Raw genomic sequence first — 18,225 nt, 5'->3', positions numbered from 1 at the left:
TAATTTTTATTAAGATTTAGTCTAAATAAATTAGTTTTACAAAACTATAGGAGTATTAAAGAGGTAAGTACCGAAAAAGGAATTTATACATACGCAAAAGGAAGTATTGATAAGAGGCAAAATAGATTTATGAGAAAGGAATTGTTGCGGAAAGAGATTTGGGTTAGAAAATTATTTAAAGATGGCTTCATTAACAATACTGTTCAATATAATCAAGTAGATGTAACAACGAAAAATAATAATTCTTTTATACGAGGTATAGATTTTTCTAATAGTAAAATAATACATGAATTTGCTTCAGAGATTAGCGTTATAAGCGATCAACATCTTATAAAGCTTCATTTCTCTTTAGAAGGAACTTACTGTTATCAACCTTTAAAACATATAAAATATTTGGTTCGAATTCCTGAAAATCATTGCAATATGTTTTACTACCCTACAACAGAAGGAAGAGATATTTTTTTTAAAGGAAGTGCTAAGTTATTTGAAGTTTATGTGAAGCCAAGTTTATTGCAAAACCTTTTAGGAGACCAATTTGAGCATTCTTTTAGTAAATTAAAGAATGCTATTTCAAACTCCAATTCTTTTGTGTTGTGGGACAAGAGTAAATTCATTCCTCCTAATATTCGTAGTAAAATAAACGATATTATTCAATGTCCTTATAAAGGAGATATAAGAAAAACTTATTTGGAGAGTAAGTTAACAGTGTTGATAATAGATTTTTTGTTAGGAAGACAGACTTCAAAACTTTCAAAAGATAATGTGAGATTATTGAATGCAGATTATATGGCTTTGGTAAAAGTAGAGGACTATATCAGAAAAAATTTAAAAGAATCACTTAAGATTATGGATCTCGCTGAAATAGCCGGATTTAATGCCACCAAATTGAAAAGAGACTTCAAAAAACTATATGGAGTTACTATTTTCAAATACATTACAGCGTTACGAATGGAAATAGCTAAAAGTTTAATAACCCAAGATGGGGTATCTATTGCTCATGCTGCATATGAAGTTGGTTATGCAAATCCGCAGCACTTTACTACGGCATTCAAAAGAACCATGGGCTATGTGCCAAGTGAATTAAAACCGGCTGTTCAGTAAAGTTTAGTGAGTATTTAAGTGCAACTATTTAACTAGCATCTTCAATATGTGCTCAACACCGTTTTCGTCATTACTTAAAGTGCTGTATTTTGCTACTTCTTTTACATTTGGATGAGCGTTTTCCATAGCAAATCCATAATCTGAAAGTGCCAACATTTCAAGATCATTGTTAAAATCTCCAAAAACCATAACTTCATCTGATTTTAGATTATAGCTTTTCATTAGTTTATCTAAGGCGTATCCTTTGTTTGCATTCATATTTGAAATGTCAAGCCAATTTTCACCAGATACTTTTACTTTTAAATTCGTTTCAAAATGTTTTACATATGGGTATATATGTTCTTCTGAACTTTCAAAATGATAAATTGCGATTTTAATAACCTCAGAATTAAAATCGGTCAAAGTTTCTATAATTTCGTATTCGGTATAGTATTCTGCTAATTTATTGGTAAAGGCATTAGATTTATTTGTTAGATAAGCTTTGTGCTTTGTACAAATTACCGGGTGTATGTTTGGGATATCATCAAGTGTCCTTAAAATATCTTGAACATGTTGTTGTTCTAGTGGAGTAGCTAAAATTTCAGTTTGCTGTTTCATGGCAAATCCTCCATTCTCCGCAATAACGATAATATCATTTTTAATAGCATCTAACTTATCTATGATACTATTATACTGTCTTCCACTTGCGGCTACAAAGGTGATGCCTTTAGACTTTAAATCTTTGAATATTTCAAAGAATTGGTCGCTAACTTGGTGGTTAGAGTTCAAAAGTGTCCCATCCATGTCGGTTACAACCATTTTAATCTTTGATAAATCCATATATTTTATATTTAGGGGCAAAGATATTTGAATGATGTTTAATAAGGTGGGTTATGCTCAAAGTTTTACCTTTATTTAATAATTTACAAGAGATGAAGTTAATTCAGAAGGAGTTTCAATTACGCGCATATAAAAGGGGATTTCATATTATAACTAATGAAATAGTTGCTAGAATTCCTGAACTAAAAGATATAGATACCGGGTTCTTGCAGGTATTTATAAAGCATACTTCTGCTAGTCTTACAATTAATGAAAATGCAGATCCAACGGTCCGTGATGATTTTGAAACTCATATAAATATTATGGTGCCTGAAAATGCACCATATTATAAACATGATTACGAGGGTTCAGATGATATGCCCGCGCACATTAAAACATCATTAATGGGAGCTTCGGTACAGATACCAATAACCAATGGTAAATTGAATATGGGTATTTGGCAAGGTATTTATCTTTGCGAGCATAGAAATTATGCCTCAGGTAGAAATATAGTGTTGACGTTGTGGGGAAATTGAAATTTGAGTAACTTGAAGTAAAGCTAAGGGAATATGACTACAGAAGAATCTATTTTGAATAAAATTCAAATACTAATTACCAACCATTTTCAAACTCCTGAGATGGCTTTTAATTTTTTTGATAAGGATAATGATCAAAAATTGACAAAGGCAGAAATTGTCAAGCTCTTAAAACAAGCAGAAATAAGTGGATTCATTAGAGGTATTGTATCTTCAAAGCTAATTGAAGGTTATGATAAAAGTGGGGATGAGCTTATAGATTGGGAAGAATTTAAAGCGGCTATAGCTAAAATTAAAAAATCCGATTCGTAAGAATCGGATTTTTCAAAAAGTGAGATTGTTATTAATTTATTTTACCTGATCTACAACTGCCTTAAAGGCATCTGGGTGATTCATTGCTAAATCTGCAAGAACTTTTCTGTTAAGTTCAATGTTATTAGCTTTTACTTTTCCCATAAATTGAGAGTAGGACATTCCGTGTTGTCTGGCACCTGCATTAATACGGGTAATCCATAATGAACGAAAAGTTCTTTTCTTGTTTCTACGGTCTCTATAAGCATATAACATTGCTTTTTCAACCGCATTTTTGGCTACTGTCCAAACGTTTTTACGTCTTCCAAAGTAACCTTTGGCTTGCTTCATTACCTTTTTTCTTCTGGCTCTTGAAGCTACTGCATTTACTGATCTTGGCATTTTTTTCTAATTTTTTGTAGTAGGCGCCCTTATGATTTAAAGGAACTTTTAAGGCCTAACTCCATGGTTAATAATTTTACCTTTTAAAGAACTTGATTTACTTTAAACGTAATTGTTCTTTAATACTGTTAACATCTGCTTGATGAACTAAACCATCATGTGTTAACTTAAGCTTACGCTTTTTAGATTTTTTAGTCAAAATGTGACTCTTAAAAGCGTGTTTTCTTTTAATTTTACCTGTACCTGTAAGCTTAAAACGCTTCTTAGCACTGGATTTTGTTTTTTGTTTAGGCATTTTCTCCTAGTTTATATATTAATCTCACTTTGCATGCTAAACGCTGCTCACAACCGTAAGCAGCGTTTAGTATTTTATAAATACATTCGGTCGTATTACGAAACCGAAATGTTATGTTATTTTCCTTTAGTCTTAGGAGCAATGAACATTGTCATACGCTTTCCTTCTAGTTTAGGCATTTGTTCTACCTTCCCTAATTCTTCTAATTCAGAAGCTAATTTCAATAATAAAATTTCACCCTGATCTTTATAGACGATTGAACGACCTTTGAAAAATACGTACGCTTTTAGTTTAGCTCCTTCTTTAAGGAACTTTTCAGCGTGTTTCTTTTTAAAGTCATAATCATGATCATCTGTATTAGGACCAAATCTTATTTCTTTAACAACGACCTTAGAAGCTTTCGCTTTCATGGCCTTGTCTCTTTTCTTCTGCTCGTATAAAAACTTTTTATACTCCATAATCTTACAAACAGGAGGGTCTGCCTTTGGAGATATCTCTACCAAATCCAAACCTAATTCTTCTGCTTTCTCAAGAGCCTGAGGAAAAGGATATACACCTACTTCAACATTGTCACCTACCAACCTAACTTTTGGGGCTGTTATCTTTTCATTGATATTATGGGGATTCTTATTTTCCCTTCTAGGTTGTGGTCTAAATCTTTTACGTATTGCTATGACTAAATAATTTTAATTAAACTTTTATTCTTTAAACGTCTTTAAGGTACTATTTATTTCTGTGTTGACCAAGTCTGTGAACATAGTTATATCTATTGCTCCTAAATCTTCACCACCATGTTTACGTACAGAAATGGTATTTGCAACTTCATCATTGTCCCCTACGATAAGCATAAACGGAACTTTACTCATTTCTGCTTCACGTATCTTCTTACCAATAGTCTCGTTTCTACCATCGATAAGGGCGCGAATTTCGTTATTTTCTAGGGATTTTAAAACTTTTTCAGCATATTTTTCGTGTTTTTCGCTAACAGGAAGAATAATAGCCTGCTCAGGGGTTAACCATAATGGGAAATTACCACCTGTATGTTCCAGTAATAAAGCTATAAAACGTTCCATGCTTCCAAAAGGTGCGCGGTGAATCATCACTGGTCTATGTAGTTCATTATCACTGCCTTTGTAGTTAAGATCAAATCTTTCCGGTAGGTTGTAATCTACTTGGATTGTTCCTAACTGCCATTGTCTTCCCAAGGCGTCTTTTACCATGAAATCTAGCTTTGGACCATAGAAAGCTGCTTCTCCTGATTCAACCACAAAATCTAAGCCTTTTTCTTTGGCGGCATTTATAATTGCTTGCTCTGCTTTTTCCCAGTTTTCAACTGATCCAATATATTTTTCTGGAGTATCCAAATCACGAACAGATACCTGTGCCGTGAAATTGTCAAATCCTAGTGAACCCAATACATATAATGATAGGTCAATTACATTTTTAAACTCTTCGTCCAATTGGTCTGGTGTGCAGAAAATATGGGCGTCATCTTGAGTAAATCCACGTACACGTGTAAGACCGTGGAGTTCTCCACTTTGTTCATATCTATATACAGTGCCAAATTCAGCAAATCTTTTTGGAAGTTCTTTATAACTATATGGTTTGGTATTGTAGATTTCACAGTGGTGAGGGCAGTTCATTGGTTTCAATAAAAATTCCTCGCCTTCTTTTGGTGTATGTATAGGTTGAAAGCTGTCTTCTCCGTATTTTTCATAATGTCCAGAGGTTACATATAGTTCTTTCTGTCCAATATGTGGAGTAACCACCATTTCATAACCAGCTTTCTTTTGGGCTTTTTTCAGAAAATTTTCAAGTCTCTCTCTTAAGGCAGCTCCTTTGGGTAGCCATAAAGGTAGACCTTGACCAACTTTTTGTGAAAAAGTGAATAGTTCAAGTTCTTTACCTAGTTTTCTGTGGTCACGTTTTTTTGCTTCTTCAAGAAGTTCTAGATATTGCGTAAGTTCTTTTTGTTTAGGAAAAGAGATACCATAGATTCGTGTTAGTTGAGTGTTGTTTTCGTCACCTCTCCAGTAGGCACCTGCAACACTTAATACTTTAATAGCTTTTACTATTCCTGTGTTTGGTATATGACCACCTCTACATAAATCAGTAAAAGTATCATGGTCGCAAAAAGTTATAGTGCCATCTTCAAGATTTTCTATTAACTCTACTTTATACTCATTGCCTTGGTCTTTGTAAAAAGAAAGAGCATCTGCCTTTGAAACAGATCTCATTTTATAATCATGCTTTCCACGAGCAATTTCCAATGCTTTCTTTTCTATGGTAGGAAAATCTTTCTCAGAAATAGAACCGGTAGGAAGTTCAACATCATAATAGAAACCGTTTTCAATAGCTGGACCAATAGTTAATTTTACGCCTGGGTATAATTCTTCTATCGCTTGTGCTACAATATGTGAAGTGGAATGCCAAAAAGCAGTTTTTCCTTCTTTATCATTCCATGTATATAAAACTAAGCTGCCGTCAGTATCTAATGGGGTGGTGGTTTCTACAATAGTATTATTGAATTTTGCGGAAATAACATTACGTGCTAAACCTTCGCTAATGCTTTTTGCAACCAGTATTGGGGTTGTGTCTTTTTCAAATTCCTTAACCGATCCGTCGGGAAGTGTAATTTTAATCATTGTTGTACATATTATAGGATGTCAAAGATAATATGAACTATTCACGTCCGCAATATAATCATGTTATAATGTAAAGTACATATGATGTAGTTGTCTTTGATCGGTTGATGCTATATACTAGGTTTATGTCATCTAGTGTATTTAGTATATAGTATCTTTTTTGATAAAATTTAATGCTTTGTGTTTTTATAATATGGTTAATGTGTTATTTATAAGTGTGTTGCATGTTGATGTAAATTTTTCTTTAATTTTATTTTAAAAAATGGTTGTGTAATTAATAATAGTGTGTACATTTGCACCCCGCAAACGAGGAAGATGATTTTGGAATCGGGAGTAGGAAATAGGTTCTTATGTATGTTGTTTTGGTTTGGTGAACACCCCTTACCATTCCGAACAGGGAAGTTAAGACCGTTTGCGCCGATGGTACTGCTATACCAAGTGGGAGAGTAGGTAGCCGCCTTTTTCGAAAGCCCTTTACAGTAATGTAAGGGGCTTTTTTTATGGAATAAAGTCTGAGGTTATATTTTTCTTCTAATAACTTTATGGCTATTATCAGATTTTATATAATAGCTTTAATTTTGTATCTATGAGTTCATACAAAGTACTAATTTTAGTCATTGGAATTGATTTAGTTAAGGTTATGGTGTTATAAAAATTGCAATGGTATTCTTGGATTCGTTAGAAAAAGAAGAAAAGTTCAATACTGTTTCTCATGGTATAGGTGCGTTATTGGCTATTGTGGGTATGGTGTTCCTTATTCAAGGAAATAATCATAAATCTGAGTGGGCAACGTGGGGAATAGTGATATATAATTTATCATTAATAAGTATGTTATCAGTATCTACGATATATCACGCAGTCGATAATAAGATTTGGAAACTCAGAATGAGAATTCTAGACCATATAAATATATACTATCTAATTGCAGGTACGTATACTCCTGTTGCTTTAATAACACTTATTAACGGAAGTGGATGGTCTATTTTCTTTGCAGTATGGGGTATAGCAGTTGTTGGTACTGTTTTAAAGTTATTTTTTACTGGTAGATTTGAAATTCTATCCTTATTGCTATATTTGATAATGGGATGGCTTATTATATTCGATTTTCAAAACTTGGTGAATAATACTTCTCAATTAGGAATACAACTGTTAATGTTAGGAGGAGCGTTCTATACTATAGGAATCGTTTTTTATGCTGTAAAAAAAATACCCTATAATCATTTCATTTGGCACTTGTTTGTTCTAGGTGGCGCAATAAGTCATTGGTTATTTATCTATCTAGACGTAGTTTAACAATGAACTATTACTAGTGGTGAATTTTTATAGCTATTAAGAAACTATAATGTCCTTATGCTCTTTGTAGAAATTTTCTATTTGTAACATAGAATCGTTTAAAAAAACCATAGTCTCTCTCCAACTATTTTTATTATGTATTGAAACCTGCTCTAGGTCTACATATATTCTTGAAATCTCTTTCTGGTTCTCTAATATGTAAAAGTCTTCATAAATGGCAGAAGGTAGATATTCGTCTTTTAAAAGATACTTTAAAGCGACTAGTTTATCCCAAACCTTTATACGTTGTTCAAAGTCTGTATCTACATCTATAGAGACCATAGCTTTTTTTAAATCGAAATGAAATTTAAAGGATAACCCTTTTACTTCAGTCTTATACAAGGTCCATTTATTAGGAAAAGACTTTCCAAATGAAATCCAAAATTCTTCACGTAGTTTTCTAGAATCTTCTTTACTGAACATTTATAAAAGATAAGCAATAATTATTCCGAATATAATGACCAATAATTTTCTTAAATTAAATTTATGGCCTTCCGAACTTTCAAATAATATTACGGTAGATATATGTAAAAATACGCCTATTACTAAGGCATTGAGGTAAATGCCATATGTATAGAATATTTCAATGGTGTTTGCTAAATAAGTTCCTAAGGGAGTCATTAGTGAAAATAATACCATAAATAGTGCAGCTTTTTTAGGTCTTATATTTGACCCTAAAAGAAATATACTTAGAATGATCGCTATAGGTATCTTATGAATTAATATACCGTATATAATAGTGTTATTGGCCCCAATTGGTAAACCTTCTAATAATGAGTGAATACATAGACTAACAAAAAGTAACCATGGAAAGGTTTTACTTTCTTTAGATAGATGAACATGACCATGTTCCGCACCTTTAGAAAAGAACTCCAAGAATATTTGAAATAAAATTCCGAACATAATAAAAACTCCAATAGATTTAGAATCTATGGTTCTATAAACCTCTGGCAGCATTTCAAATATGGTCAAAGCTAAAAGAAAAGCTCCGCTGAATGCTAATAATAGTTTAAAGGATTCGTTTTTTTTTGGTTTAACTATAACCACGAAAAGAAAACTAATTAGCACTCCTAGAACAGGTGAAATATAAATCATGTAAATGCTGATTAAGCTTTTAAAATAGGGAAATAGGTCATTAATTATATTAGCGTCAAAATTAGCGTATTTTTGCGGTACGAGAAAAGATGAATATGGGTAATAATTTTAAAATGGTCGCTAAGACCTTATTTGGTTTCGAAGAACTACTTTCTAAAGAACTTAGAAATTTGGGGGCAAGCAATGTTGTTGAGGGAACTAGAAATGTATCTTTTGAAGGTGATAATGGCTTTATGTACAAAGCTAATCTATGTTTGAGAACAGCTATTAAAATTATTAAGCCAATACATTCTTTTCGTGTTAGAGATGAAAATGTTCTGTACAAGAAAATATATGCGATGGATTGGACAGAGTATCTTTCTGTCAGTGAAACTTTTGCCATAGATGCTACGGTTAATTCAGAGCAGTTTACACATTCCTTGTACGTGTCACAAAAGACTAAGGATGCTATTGTAGATAAATTTAGGGATACTGATGGTACAAGACCAGATGTAGATGTTAAAAATCCAGATTTACGTATCAACATTCATATTCACAATAATGACTGTAATGTGTCTTTAGACAGTTCTGGTTACTCATTGCACAAAAGAGGATACCGTACAGCAACGAATATTGCACCAATAAATGAGGTATTAGCTTCTGGTTTGCTTTTATTAAGTGGATGGGATGGTCAGTGTGATTTTCTAGACCCAATGTGTGGTAGTGGTACTATGTTGACAGAAGCGGCTATGATTGCTTGTAATATTCCCGCAAATATTAATAGGAAGGAATTTGCATTTGAGAAATGGACTGATTTTGATGCTGAATTATATGAGAAGATCGTAGATTCTAGTTTGAAGAAAACAAGAGAGTTTCATCATAAAATTATAGGGTATGATAAAGCGCCTTCTGCTGTTAGAAAGGCTCAAGACAATATAGAGAATGCTAATCTTGAAGAGTATATCACGATAGAAAGAAAAGATTTCTTTAAAACTGATAAGCAAACAGAAGGTACCTTGCATATGTGCTTTAACCCTCCTTATGGAGAACGTCTAGATATTGATTTGGAAAACTTTTATAGTGCTATTGGTGATACTTTAAAACAAGGTTACCCTGGTACCAATGCTTGGTTTATAACAAGTAACCTGCTTGCTTTAAAGTTTGTAGGGTTAAGACCTTCTCGAAAAATAAAGGTGTTTAATAGCCACCTAGAATCTCGTTTGGTAAAGTATGAAATGTATGAAGGTAGTAAGAAAGCCAAATATCAAAAAAGAAATGAAGAATGAAGCTAAAACATAAAGTTCTAATATATAATTTTTTAGGCTTTGCAGTACTATTTGTATTGTTCCGCTTTCTCTTATACATTTCGCTGTCAATAAATAGTCTTTATTTATCAGCAATAGCTGCTATTGCAGCTTCTCTACTAGCTCCCAAATTTGCAGTTGCAAAAATAGAAGGGCTTGAGAAGATTGTAATGAAATGGGTGTTTATTAAAGGATTTAAAGTTTTATAAGCGCTCTTTTTGCTTAGGTGGACCTTCGGGTTCTGTAGAATTTTCAATTTTTTTCTTGACCTTGTTTTTCTTTTTATAGAGCGGTAAAAAGTATGAAATGCTGTAATTATATCCAACACCGAAATTACTGTCCCATGTTACTTTGTTAAAACCGGGTATCCATAAATTCGGAAATCTATCAAAATCATTATTATTGGAAGATACAATAAGACCTAAACGTACGCTGGCACCTATATATAAATTCGAAACTATTTCCACTTTAGTACCAAAAACTGCTTCTAACCATGTTGCGTTAAGTCCTGAGAAATTTTCGGGAGTATCTGATCCATTAGCAAAATCATCAGGATTCCAGTATCTGTTCGTGTCGAAATATTGATAGTTGTTTAGCGTATTTTCAAATGTACTAAACCCTATTCTACCACCCATATAAATTAGATTTTGCTCACCATACCAATTTAAATAGGTGTTTTTATTGATACCTAATTTTAAATAATTTCCTGAGGTTGTGAAATTGTAAAGATCTTCTTGTTTGGTTTTTTCTTCTGAACCGAGTTCAGCAGCTAAATATAAATTTTGAGTTAGCCTGTAGTCCGCAACAATTTCAAACCCTTGGTAATTGTCGTCTAATGCTCCATTGATAATTCTACTTAAATCTAAACCTAAACTAATACCATAAGATTGTTTGTACTCTACAGTATCTTTTTGATTTAAGTCAATAGGTTTGCTTTGGCCAAAGGCCGTGCAGGTACATAATACTAATAAAAGATTAATGAAAAATCTTGACATGTGTAGAATCTGAGTTTGTGACTAAGGATTGTGTTATTTCTATATCTTGAATCCAATTATCGGCATCTGTAATTGTATTTGCTGCTAGTTCATCATAATTGACTACGAAGCCGCATCCTCGAGAAAGAAAGTTCTCGATCCTGGAATATGAAAAATTAATGGTGTCTAAATTTCCGGTTTCTAAACCGTCATCAGAATCGGTAGATTCACTTATAAAAATAAAACTTGCAGAAGTATCGTCTGTTTTCAAGGGTATAGATATCGAACTTACCGTGCTTCTATCTGTAAAGGTACTTACTGTTTCAGTTTGTCCGACCCCTACAACTCTTAAAGTTCTTACCTCTTTTAAGGTAGTGGTGTCTTCAATATCATAAAATTCTATTAAGAGTAGAGGTGTGTCTCCTTCTACACAGATGTCATCTTTTTCGCAGGATGATATTGATATAATGGCTAGAAACAGTAATAATCCGATTTGAAAATTTTTCATTCTAAGCTTTCTTTTCTAAAAGTACAACATTTTCTACATGATGAGTCTGTGGAAACATGTCTACAGGCTGAACCTTAGTTATGTCGTACATTTCTTTCATTAGCTCTAAATCTCTTGCCTGTGTAGCACTATTGCAACTTACATAAACAACTTTGTTTGGCGCAATGTTTAATATCTGTTGAACAACATCTTTATGCATGCCATCTCGTGGAGGATCGGTAATAATGACATCGGGTATACCGTTCTTATTAATAAACTGTTCGTTGAAGACATTTTTCATGTCACCCACAAAAAAGTCGACGTTCATTATTTCATTTCGCTCTGCATTTGCCTTAGCATCTAAAATTGCTTCTGGTACTGATTCAATACCAATTACCTTTTTAGCTTTTTTTGAAACAAATTGAGCAATTGTGCCTGTACCTGTGTACAGGTCATATACCAATTCATTACCTTTTAAATCAGCAAAATTCCTGGTAATTTTATATAATTCGTATGCTTGTTCTGAATTTGTTTGATAAAAAGATTTGGCATTTATTTTAAATTTCAGTCCTTCCATTTCTTCGAAAATATGGTCTCTTCCAGAAAAACAGCTAATTTCTTGATCGTAAATAGTATCGTTCTGTTTTGGATTGATTACATATAATAAAGATGTGATTTCAGGAAAAGTTGTAGAAAGATGATTTAAAAGTAACTCTCTTTTTTCTTGATCATTTTCGAAAAATTGAACTAAGATCATTATTTCACCAATAGAACTAGTACGTATCATTAATGTTCGAAGCATACCATATTGGTTTCTTGGATTAAAAAATGTCAATCCGTTCTCCGTAGCAAATCTTTTAGTCTCTAATCTAATAGTATTTGATGGATCTTTTTGTAGATGGCACTTTTTAATGTCTAAAATCTTATCCCACATACCTGGTATATGAAAGCCTAACGCATTTCTATCTTCGATTTCATTATCCGATTTTACTTCTTCAAGTGTTAACCAACGGCTGTCTGAAAAAGAAAATTCCATTTTATTTCTGTAAAAGTATTTTTGCTTTGAACCTAGTATTGGTTTAAGTTCAGGTAAATCTAAATGTCCAATTCTTTTAAGATTATTTTCTACTTCTTTTTGCTTATAAAAAAGTTGATGCTCGTAGCCCATATCTTGCCACTTGCAACCTCCACATACGTTAAAATGCTGACAAACTGGATCTACTCTTTTATCGGAAAGATTGTGAAAATTTATTGCTGTTCCTTCAAAATAAGCTTTTCGCTTTTTTGTAGTCTGCACATCTACCACATCACCTGGTACGGTATTGTTTAAAAAAATAACTCTACCATCTGGGGCTTTGCCAATAGTTTTCCCTTTTGCAGCTGCATCGGTCACCATTATATTTTCAAAAACTACTCGTTTTGTCTTTTTTCGCATTTGGCAAAAATAATGGGTTTCTTTGAATTGAGAATATAGTTATTGATAGTATTAACAAGTTATTGAATCGATTTGTCGTAATTTTTATGAATCAACCTTTAAATTTGTATTTTTGAATTTCTACAGGATGATTTCTCTCCCACGCTGAATTTTCGCCCCGATGACTTTTTCGGGATTTGAAAGGAAAAAGGTATAGAAGGAATTGCTAAAGTTTTATTTAAAGTAATTTTTATCATGTCAATTTTAGAAAACATCACTTCTAAGGATGCTATTGCATTAGAAGAAAAACACGGTGCTCACAATTATCACCCATTACCTGTTGTATTAAGTAAAGGGGAAGGTGTTCATGTTTGGGATGTGGAAGGAAAAAAATATTATGATTTTCTTTCCGCTTACTCTGCCGTAAATCAAGGGCATTGTCACCCCAAAATTGTAAATGCTATGACAGAACAAGCAAAAACATTGTCTTTGACTTCTAGAGCATTTTACAATGATATGTTGGGTAAATACGAGAAGTATGCAACCGAAACTTTTCATTTTGATAAGTTGTTACCTATGAATACAGGTGCAGAAGCTGTAGAAACAGCGTTGAAAATTTGTAGAAAATGGGCGTATGAAGAAAAAGGTATTGCAGAGAACAATGCTGAAATAATTGTTTGCGAAAATAATTTTCACGGTCGTACAACAACTATAATTTCTTTTTCAAATGACCCTGTTGCTCGTAAGAACTTTGGTCCGTATACTGACGGATTCATTAAAATAGAGTACGATAATCTATCTGCTCTAGAGGATGTTTTAAAATCAAATTCGAATATCGCTGGTTTTTTAGTGGAGCCTATACAAGGTGAAGCTGGTGTTTATGTACCATCTGAAGGTTATCTAAGCGGAGCGAAAGCTTTGTGCGAAAAATATAATGTATTGTTCATTGCAGATGAAGTACAAACAGGTATTGCCAGAACAGGTCGTTTGTTGGCAACATGTGGTAATTGTTCTTGCCCAGATAAACATTGTAGTGGAATACCTGAAATTAAACCAGATATTTTGATATTAGGTAAAGCCTTGTCCGGTGGGGCATACCCTGTTTCTGCAGTTTTAGCGAATGATAATATTATGGGTGTTATACGCCCAGGAAATCATGGTAGTACTTTTGGTGGCAACCCAATTGCCGCTGCCGTTGGTATGGCTGCTTTAGAAGTGGTAAAAGATGAGGAGCTTGCAGAAAATGCCTTTGAACTAGGTGAGCTTTTTAGAGCTGAACTAAATAAATTTATACCGACTACAGATTTGGTAAACAGTGTTAGAGGTAAAGGTCTTTTAAATGCAATACTTATAAATGATAGTGAAGATAGTTCTACTGCATGGGACATTTGTATGGCGTTAAAAGAAAACGGATTATTGGCAAAACCAACACACGGTAATATTATACGATTTGCACCACCATTGGTAATGACAAAAGAACAGCTTTTAGATTGTGTTTCTATTATTATTAAAACACTACAGGAATTTAAATACTAGAAATAAAAAATCCCCGATGTAAATCGGGGATTTTTTTTGATTATTATCTTTTTATTGAAAATCGGCTGTCGCAAAGAAAGCAATAATCAATCCGAAATAGAGAATACAGAATACTAGGTAAATAAGAGCTAGTGCTAGTCCTATATAAGAAAGAATTCTTCCTGTATTAATATTTTCATACCCTCTATAATTACCAGGGTTAGCTTCAAAATAACTCTTAGCTTTTTTAGCATTGCTTAAACCAATGAAACTAAATATAGCACCAAAGGGACCACAACAAAAAAGGGTTAATGCAATAGATAAAATGCCAAAAGTTAATGCGTTACTAGAGCCTGGTATTGGTTGATGTTCTGAATTGTTCATTTATTCCATTGGTATTCCAAGTTGTTCGTAAATTTCAGAGGTTTGTTCCAAATATGCATCCCAGCCGCCCATAGAAGCTATTGAATAAACTGTCCAGCTAAGAGATAGAGCTCCTAAGACTAGTCCTATAATCGCTACTGTTTTAGTTGTTTTAAGAGTGCTAAAGTTTGAATATTCTTGAGGATTTCCCTGATAAATTTTAGTGTCTTTGTTTACTAAAATTAGTGCAATACCAGACAAAATAATACCTCCAATACCCGCACTTACACAGCAGCATAAAAAAGATACGATACTTAGAATAAGAGCAATTGTTACATTTGGTAATTTTTGTTGTTCCATAATTTAAAGGTTTAGTTATTAGATAAATTTCAATATGTAATTGGTTAAAATAAAACCTACGGTACTTACCATAAGTATAATTGTAATTGTATTTGAATGTTTAAAAGGGTAGAGTCTGTTAAGTCCCAAAAAGCCGAAAAGTAACAACATTGGGTAAATAGCAGGATACATTAAGAAGGCAGAAACGAATTCCCCTTTAATTAAAAATAGCAGCGAGCGCTGAAGACCACAACCGGGGCAATCAACACCAATTATCTGTTTAGTGAAACAGGGTAACATAAAACTTTCTAATCCTAAGAAAATAATTAATGCCTTAATGCGCATCTTTAAATAAATTAATAGTCCGAAAATTACCATTATTTTTGTGTATTCAAAATAAAAACATGCCTCATTTTAATATTGGTGATACGGTAGAAACTATTGACGATGTCATAAAAGGCGTTGTGGAGTCTATTAATGGTATTAATGTTACTATACTAAGCGATGATGGGTTTGCGTTAACATTTAGCGCTCATGAATTGGTTTTAATAGCCGATGATATTCGTGTTTCTAATTATGAAGTCGCTAAAATTAAGAAGGAAAAGGAAATACCTAAACGCAGAAAAACAACAGTTTTAAAGTCAAAAGAACGTACAGCTCCAAAAATGGAAGTTGATTTGCATATTAATCAACTTATGAAAAACCCTAAATCGGTGAGTAAGTTCGAAATGCTCAACTTACAGTTAGATACTGCCAAACGTCAGTTGGATTTTGCTATTAATAAGAGAATACAGAAAATTGTCTTTATACATGGTGTAGGTGAGGGAGTACTAAAAGAAGAATTAGGTTATCTTTTTAGAAAATATGATAATGTAAAGTACTACGATGCCGATTATCAAAAATATGGTTTAGGGGCAACCGAAGTATATATATATCAGAATTTTTAATTATTCTACTGTTGTTGTCACAGTGCCAAATTCACTGACTTGTAAATCAGTAATTCTACTTCCGTTTTCATTTAGAAAGCTAATACCGCTTAGTTGAATAGTATGGTTATAGGTAACGCTATCTTCTTCAATTGTTGTTATTATGATACTGCCACCTTCGGCTTCGATTTCTTCTAGTACCGTTGGTGTTAGTGGTGGTGGAGAGTCACAAAAATATGAACTTGTAACAGTCTCAGAAAATATACGGTAGCTTACCTGTGAACTGCCAGGTACTTCACTGGTTATATCAGTAGTAGTAGCTTCGTTTTTTAATAATTCACTAGGTAAATTTAGAATTAAGGCTTCATCGTCGTTTATTTTAAAAAGTACATTTTCCCTTGAAGCAGATATATCATTACAGCTCTCAATGGTATCTATGCTGTCAAAATCAACGGTTTCTATTTGTAAGTCACCATCGTTACATCCAAAGAACAATATAGAACAACCTATTAAAATGTATTTTTTCATAATTCAAATTTAATTTAAAATTTACAAATCTGTCTGTCGCATCACTGTCAATTATAGGTTAATTAACTATTTTTGTTGTTTATTTATTTTAGAGTACGTCTATATGAAACATGTATATTTAGATAATGCCGCTACAACACAAGTACATTCTAATGTAATTGAGAAAATGCAAGATGCTTTGGGTATTTATGGAAACCCTTCTTCTACGCATAGTTTTGGTCGGACTGCAAAAACTGCTATTGAAAGTGCACGTAAAGCTATTGCTAAATATATTAATGCTCAGCCTTCAGAAATTATATTTACATCTGGCGGTACAGAGGCAGATAATATGATTATTAGATGTGCGGTTCGTGATTTGGATGTAAAAACCATAATCACTTCGAGAATTGAGCACCATGCAGTTTTACATACTGTAGAAGAATTGGAACAGAAAGGATTGATTCAATTGTTATATGTGGATTTAGATGCATTTGGTAATCCTGATGTAGCTCATTTAGAAACACTTTTACAAAAAGATGACTCCAAAAAATTGGTTAGCCTAATGCATGTAAATAATGAAATAGGAAATAAAATCAATTTAGAGGAAATTACCCTTTTATCTAAAAAGTATGATGCGCTCGTACATTCGGATACCGTACAGTCTTTAGGGCATTATAATTGGGATGTTAAAGCATTTCCAATAGATTTTTTAGCTGCTGCCGCTCATAAGTTTCATGGACCAAAAGGTATTGGTTTTGCCTTTATTCGTAAGAATTCAGGTTTAAGCTGTATGATTTCAGGTGGTTCTCAAGAACGTGGGCTTAGGGCCGGTACCGAGTCTTTTCATAATATAGTTGGTTTGGAAGAGGCTTTTATTCATGCATACGAGAACTTAGAAGAAGAAAAGAAATATGTTGAAGGCATAAAATCTTACTTCATTGAACAGATAAATAAAGAAATACCTGATGTCAAATTTAATGGGCATTCTGGCGATTTGGAGAAGAGTACCTATACTTTGGTAAACGTATGTTTACCTATTACTGAAGAAAAAGCGATGTTGCTTTTGTTTAATTTAGATATGAAAGGTATTGCTTGTTCTAAAGGTAGTGCTTGCCAGTCTGGTAGTGATGCTGGTTCTCATGTACTTACCCAGATATTATCTGATGAGGATATGAAAAAGCCATCTGTTCGTTTTTCATTCTCAACGTATAATACCAAAGAGGATATAGATTATACTATTGCAGCCTTAAAGGATCTTGTGGAAGCTTAATTAATTTTTACGATCCCTTTTGCGTTCTCTCTCGTAAGGGAATTTTCTAATGGCTAATTTCATCATGCGGTCAATAAGATCAGTGGTGTTCTTACCGGTTTTCTTATTGATTTCCTTTTCGTACTTCCAAAGAAGTTTACCAGAATCGCCATCGCTTATTTTAATGCCAATTCTACCGTAATTTGCCCCTCCAGAGAAATAGTCTGTAAAGCTGAACTCTGTTGGTATACCGTTGGATAGTAGTATGTTTAAATCTAAGGTGCCACTAATAATACCATCAACACCTAAGATTTCGCTTAGCTCTTTTGTGGTATATACATCGATATTATCATAACTGATGTTCTTCTTAGCTAAAATAGCTGCTGTATTTTCAATGTTTTGAAATGTTACCGGAAGCTTTTTCTTTTTACTACGCTTAGAGAAATAAGTCTCTAAAGCATTTTGCACAGCGTAACCTTCGTTTTCTTCTAATCTTTTTTGTTCCGTTTTAGACACTTTTTCATTTAAATCTAAATTGGTTAAAAAAGGAATGATAGCTAATACATTATGGTCAGCACTCAAGTTATCAAAACTTGGACTTTCATAAATGTTTTTCTGAGCCATTACAGCAAATGAGGAAATAAATGCTAGTAAGAAAAGTATTCTTTTCATT

At 33.0% G+C, this 18,225-nt stretch carries 24 protein-coding genes and 1 rRNA gene; 10 read left to right on the top strand and 15 right to left on the bottom strand.

The genetic code is table 11. From position 1 onward, the window contains the following. Positions 1 to 129: 129 nt before the first annotated feature. Entirely contained in the window at positions 130 to 1,101 is a 972-nt protein-coding gene (locus ACJJVP_RS18215) for a helix-turn-helix domain-containing protein (protein WP_405416066.1), read from the top strand. 24 nt (positions 1,102 to 1,125) lie between these two features. Here the strand turns inward: ACJJVP_RS18215 and ACJJVP_RS18210 are convergent, their stop codons facing one another. Continuing rightward, the gene (locus tag ACJJVP_RS18210) at positions 1,126 to 1,920 is read right to left on the bottom strand and encodes an HAD family hydrolase (RefSeq protein ID WP_405416063.1); all 795 of its coding nucleotides are present in this window, start codon (positions 1,918 to 1,920) and stop codon (positions 1,126 to 1,128) included. A 92-nt stretch (positions 1,921 to 2,012) separates the two neighbouring features. Between ACJJVP_RS18210 and ACJJVP_RS18205 the strand changes: the two genes are divergently transcribed. Continuing rightward, positions 2,013 to 2,435 carry a secondary thiamine-phosphate synthase enzyme YjbQ gene (locus ACJJVP_RS18205; RefSeq protein WP_405416231.1) on the top strand — a complete coding sequence of 141 codons (423 nt, stop codon included), beginning with the start codon at positions 2,013 to 2,015 and terminating at the stop codon, positions 2,433 to 2,435. Positions 2,436 to 2,468: 33 nt separating this feature from the next. Next, positions 2,469 to 2,747: an EF-hand domain-containing protein gene (locus ACJJVP_RS18200; RefSeq protein ID WP_405416061.1), complete on the top strand. Its 279-nt coding sequence runs from the start codon at positions 2,469 to 2,471 to the stop codon at positions 2,745 to 2,747. Positions 2,748 to 2,783: 36 nt separating this feature from the next. On the opposite strand, the gene rplT is transcribed toward ACJJVP_RS18200, so the two are convergent. The 4 genes from rplT to thrS form a co-directional block, all read right to left on the bottom strand. Beyond that, positions 2,784 to 3,128 carry a 50S ribosomal protein L20 gene (gene rplT, locus ACJJVP_RS18195; RefSeq protein WP_027064529.1) on the bottom strand — a complete coding sequence of 115 codons (345 nt, stop codon included), beginning with the start codon at positions 3,126 to 3,128 and terminating at the stop codon, positions 2,784 to 2,786. 97 nt (positions 3,129 to 3,225) lie between these two features. Then, positions 3,226 to 3,423 carry a 50S ribosomal protein L35 gene (gene rpmI / locus ACJJVP_RS18190; RefSeq protein WP_027064530.1) on the bottom strand — a complete coding sequence of 66 codons (198 nt, stop codon included), beginning with the start codon at positions 3,421 to 3,423 and terminating at the stop codon, positions 3,226 to 3,228. Between the two features lie 116 nt (positions 3,424 to 3,539). Beyond that, a complete protein-coding gene (gene infC, locus ACJJVP_RS18185; RefSeq protein WP_084135105.1) occupies positions 3,540 to 4,097 on the bottom strand; it encodes a translation initiation factor IF-3 in 558 nt (185 codons plus the stop codon). A gap of 24 nt (positions 4,098 to 4,121) precedes the next feature. Beyond that, a complete protein-coding gene (thrS, locus tag ACJJVP_RS18180; RefSeq protein ID WP_405416058.1) occupies positions 4,122 to 6,068 on the bottom strand; it encodes a threonine--tRNA ligase in 1,947 nt (648 codons plus the stop codon). A 352-nt stretch (positions 6,069 to 6,420) separates the two neighbouring features. On the opposite strand from thrS, the gene rrf reads away from it, so the two are divergent. Further along, a 5S ribosomal RNA gene (gene rrf / locus ACJJVP_RS18175) occupies positions 6,421 to 6,531 on the top strand. A gap of 197 nt (positions 6,532 to 6,728) precedes the next feature. Beyond that, positions 6,729 to 7,361: a hemolysin III family protein gene (locus ACJJVP_RS18170; RefSeq protein ID WP_405416055.1), complete on the top strand. Its 633-nt coding sequence runs from the start codon at positions 6,729 to 6,731 to the stop codon at positions 7,359 to 7,361. A 36-nt stretch (positions 7,362 to 7,397) separates the two neighbouring features. Here ACJJVP_RS18170 and ACJJVP_RS18165 read toward each other — a convergent pair whose 3' ends face one another. Continuing rightward, complete coding sequence (locus tag ACJJVP_RS18165) at positions 7,398 to 7,823, bottom strand: DUF4268 domain-containing protein (RefSeq protein ID WP_405416052.1); 426 nt, start codon at positions 7,821 to 7,823, stop codon at positions 7,398 to 7,400. Next, the gene (locus tag ACJJVP_RS18160; RefSeq protein WP_405416049.1) at positions 7,824 to 8,495 is read right to left on the bottom strand and encodes a ZIP family metal transporter; all 672 of its coding nucleotides are present in this window, start codon (positions 8,493 to 8,495) and stop codon (positions 7,824 to 7,826) included. Between the two features lie 95 nt (positions 8,496 to 8,590). Between ACJJVP_RS18160 and ACJJVP_RS18155 the strand changes: the two genes are divergently transcribed. Both ACJJVP_RS18155 and ACJJVP_RS18150 read left to right on the top strand, forming a co-directional pair. Next, positions 8,591 to 9,760, top strand: a complete 1,170-nt coding sequence (locus ACJJVP_RS18155) for a class I SAM-dependent RNA methyltransferase (RefSeq protein ID WP_405416047.1) — start codon at positions 8,591 to 8,593, stop codon at positions 9,758 to 9,760. Then, positions 9,757 to 9,987: a hypothetical protein gene (locus ACJJVP_RS18150; RefSeq protein ID WP_299799050.1), complete on the top strand. Its 231-nt coding sequence runs from the start codon at positions 9,757 to 9,759 to the stop codon at positions 9,985 to 9,987. The genes ACJJVP_RS18155 and ACJJVP_RS18150 overlap by 4 nt, the downstream gene beginning before the upstream one ends. Here the strand turns inward: ACJJVP_RS18150 and ACJJVP_RS18145 are convergent. From ACJJVP_RS18145 to rlmD, 3 genes are read right to left on the bottom strand one after another with little or no spacing between them, the layout of a single operon-like run. Beyond that, the gene (locus ACJJVP_RS18145) at positions 9,982 to 10,773 is read right to left on the bottom strand and encodes a DUF6048 family protein (RefSeq protein WP_405416045.1); all 792 of its coding nucleotides are present in this window, start codon (positions 10,771 to 10,773) and stop codon (positions 9,982 to 9,984) included. The genes ACJJVP_RS18150 and ACJJVP_RS18145 overlap by 6 nt on opposite strands. Then, positions 10,754 to 11,260, bottom strand: coding sequence for a DUF6452 family protein (locus ACJJVP_RS18140; RefSeq protein ID WP_405416043.1), 507 nt, complete (start codon positions 11,258 to 11,260; stop codon positions 10,754 to 10,756). Before ACJJVP_RS18140 ends, ACJJVP_RS18145 begins: the two co-directional genes overlap by 20 nt. A 1-nt stretch (position 11,261) precedes the next feature. Then, positions 11,262 to 12,674 (bottom strand): 23S rRNA (uracil(1939)-C(5))-methyltransferase RlmD, encoded by a 1,413-nt coding sequence (rlmD, locus tag ACJJVP_RS18135; protein ID WP_405416041.1) that lies wholly within the window; start codon positions 12,672 to 12,674, stop codon positions 11,262 to 11,264. Positions 12,675 to 12,908: 234 nt separating this feature from the next. Here rlmD and rocD point away from each other — a divergent pair, with 234 nt between their 5' ends. Beyond that, positions 12,909 to 14,189 carry an ornithine--oxo-acid transaminase gene (gene rocD, locus ACJJVP_RS18130; protein WP_405416039.1) on the top strand — a complete coding sequence of 427 codons (1,281 nt, stop codon included), beginning with the start codon at positions 12,909 to 12,911 and terminating at the stop codon, positions 14,187 to 14,189. A 51-nt stretch (positions 14,190 to 14,240) separates the two neighbouring features. Here rocD and ACJJVP_RS18125 read toward each other — a convergent pair whose 3' ends face one another. The 3 genes from ACJJVP_RS18125 to ACJJVP_RS18115 are packed head-to-tail and all read right to left on the bottom strand — an operon-like array spanning position 14,241 to position 15,170. Beyond that, positions 14,241 to 14,552 (bottom strand): CCC motif membrane protein, encoded by a 312-nt coding sequence (locus ACJJVP_RS18125; protein WP_405416037.1) that lies wholly within the window; start codon positions 14,550 to 14,552, stop codon positions 14,241 to 14,243. After that, complete coding sequence (locus ACJJVP_RS18120) at positions 14,553 to 14,891, bottom strand: CCC motif membrane protein (protein WP_405416034.1); 339 nt, start codon at positions 14,889 to 14,891, stop codon at positions 14,553 to 14,555. An 18-nt stretch (positions 14,892 to 14,909) separates the two neighbouring features. Continuing rightward, entirely contained in the window at positions 14,910 to 15,170 is a 261-nt protein-coding gene (locus tag ACJJVP_RS18115) for a DUF2752 domain-containing protein (RefSeq protein WP_405416229.1), read from the bottom strand. A 104-nt stretch (positions 15,171 to 15,274) separates the two neighbouring features. Here ACJJVP_RS18115 and ACJJVP_RS18110 point away from each other — a divergent pair, with 104 nt between their 5' ends. Then, the gene (locus tag ACJJVP_RS18110; RefSeq protein WP_405416032.1) at positions 15,275 to 15,817 is read left to right on the top strand and encodes a Smr/MutS family protein; all 543 of its coding nucleotides are present in this window, start codon (positions 15,275 to 15,277) and stop codon (positions 15,815 to 15,817) included. Here ACJJVP_RS18110 and ACJJVP_RS18105 read toward each other — a convergent pair whose 3' ends face one another. Then, positions 15,818 to 16,324, bottom strand: a complete 507-nt coding sequence (locus ACJJVP_RS18105; protein WP_405416031.1) for a hypothetical protein — start codon at positions 16,322 to 16,324, stop codon at positions 15,818 to 15,820. It lies immediately after the preceding gene. 103 nt (positions 16,325 to 16,427) lie between these two features. On the opposite strand from ACJJVP_RS18105, the gene ACJJVP_RS18100 reads away from it, so the two are divergent. Further along, positions 16,428 to 17,573 carry a cysteine desulfurase family protein gene (locus ACJJVP_RS18100; protein ID WP_405416030.1) on the top strand — a complete coding sequence of 382 codons (1,146 nt, stop codon included), beginning with the start codon at positions 16,428 to 16,430 and terminating at the stop codon, positions 17,571 to 17,573. Here ACJJVP_RS18100 and ACJJVP_RS18095 read toward each other — a convergent pair whose 3' ends face one another. Further along, positions 17,574 to 18,224 (bottom strand): hypothetical protein, encoded by a 651-nt coding sequence (locus ACJJVP_RS18095; protein ID WP_405416028.1) that lies wholly within the window; start codon positions 18,222 to 18,224, stop codon positions 17,574 to 17,576. Position 18,225 lies beyond the last annotated feature (1 nt).

The organism is Maribacter sp. Asnod1-A12 (assembly GCF_045063735.1).
Lineage (GTDB): Bacteria > Bacteroidota > Bacteroidia > Flavobacteriales > Flavobacteriaceae > Maribacter.
Note: the sequence above shows the minus strand (reverse complement) of the source record. Positions and strands in the feature narration are given on the sequence as shown.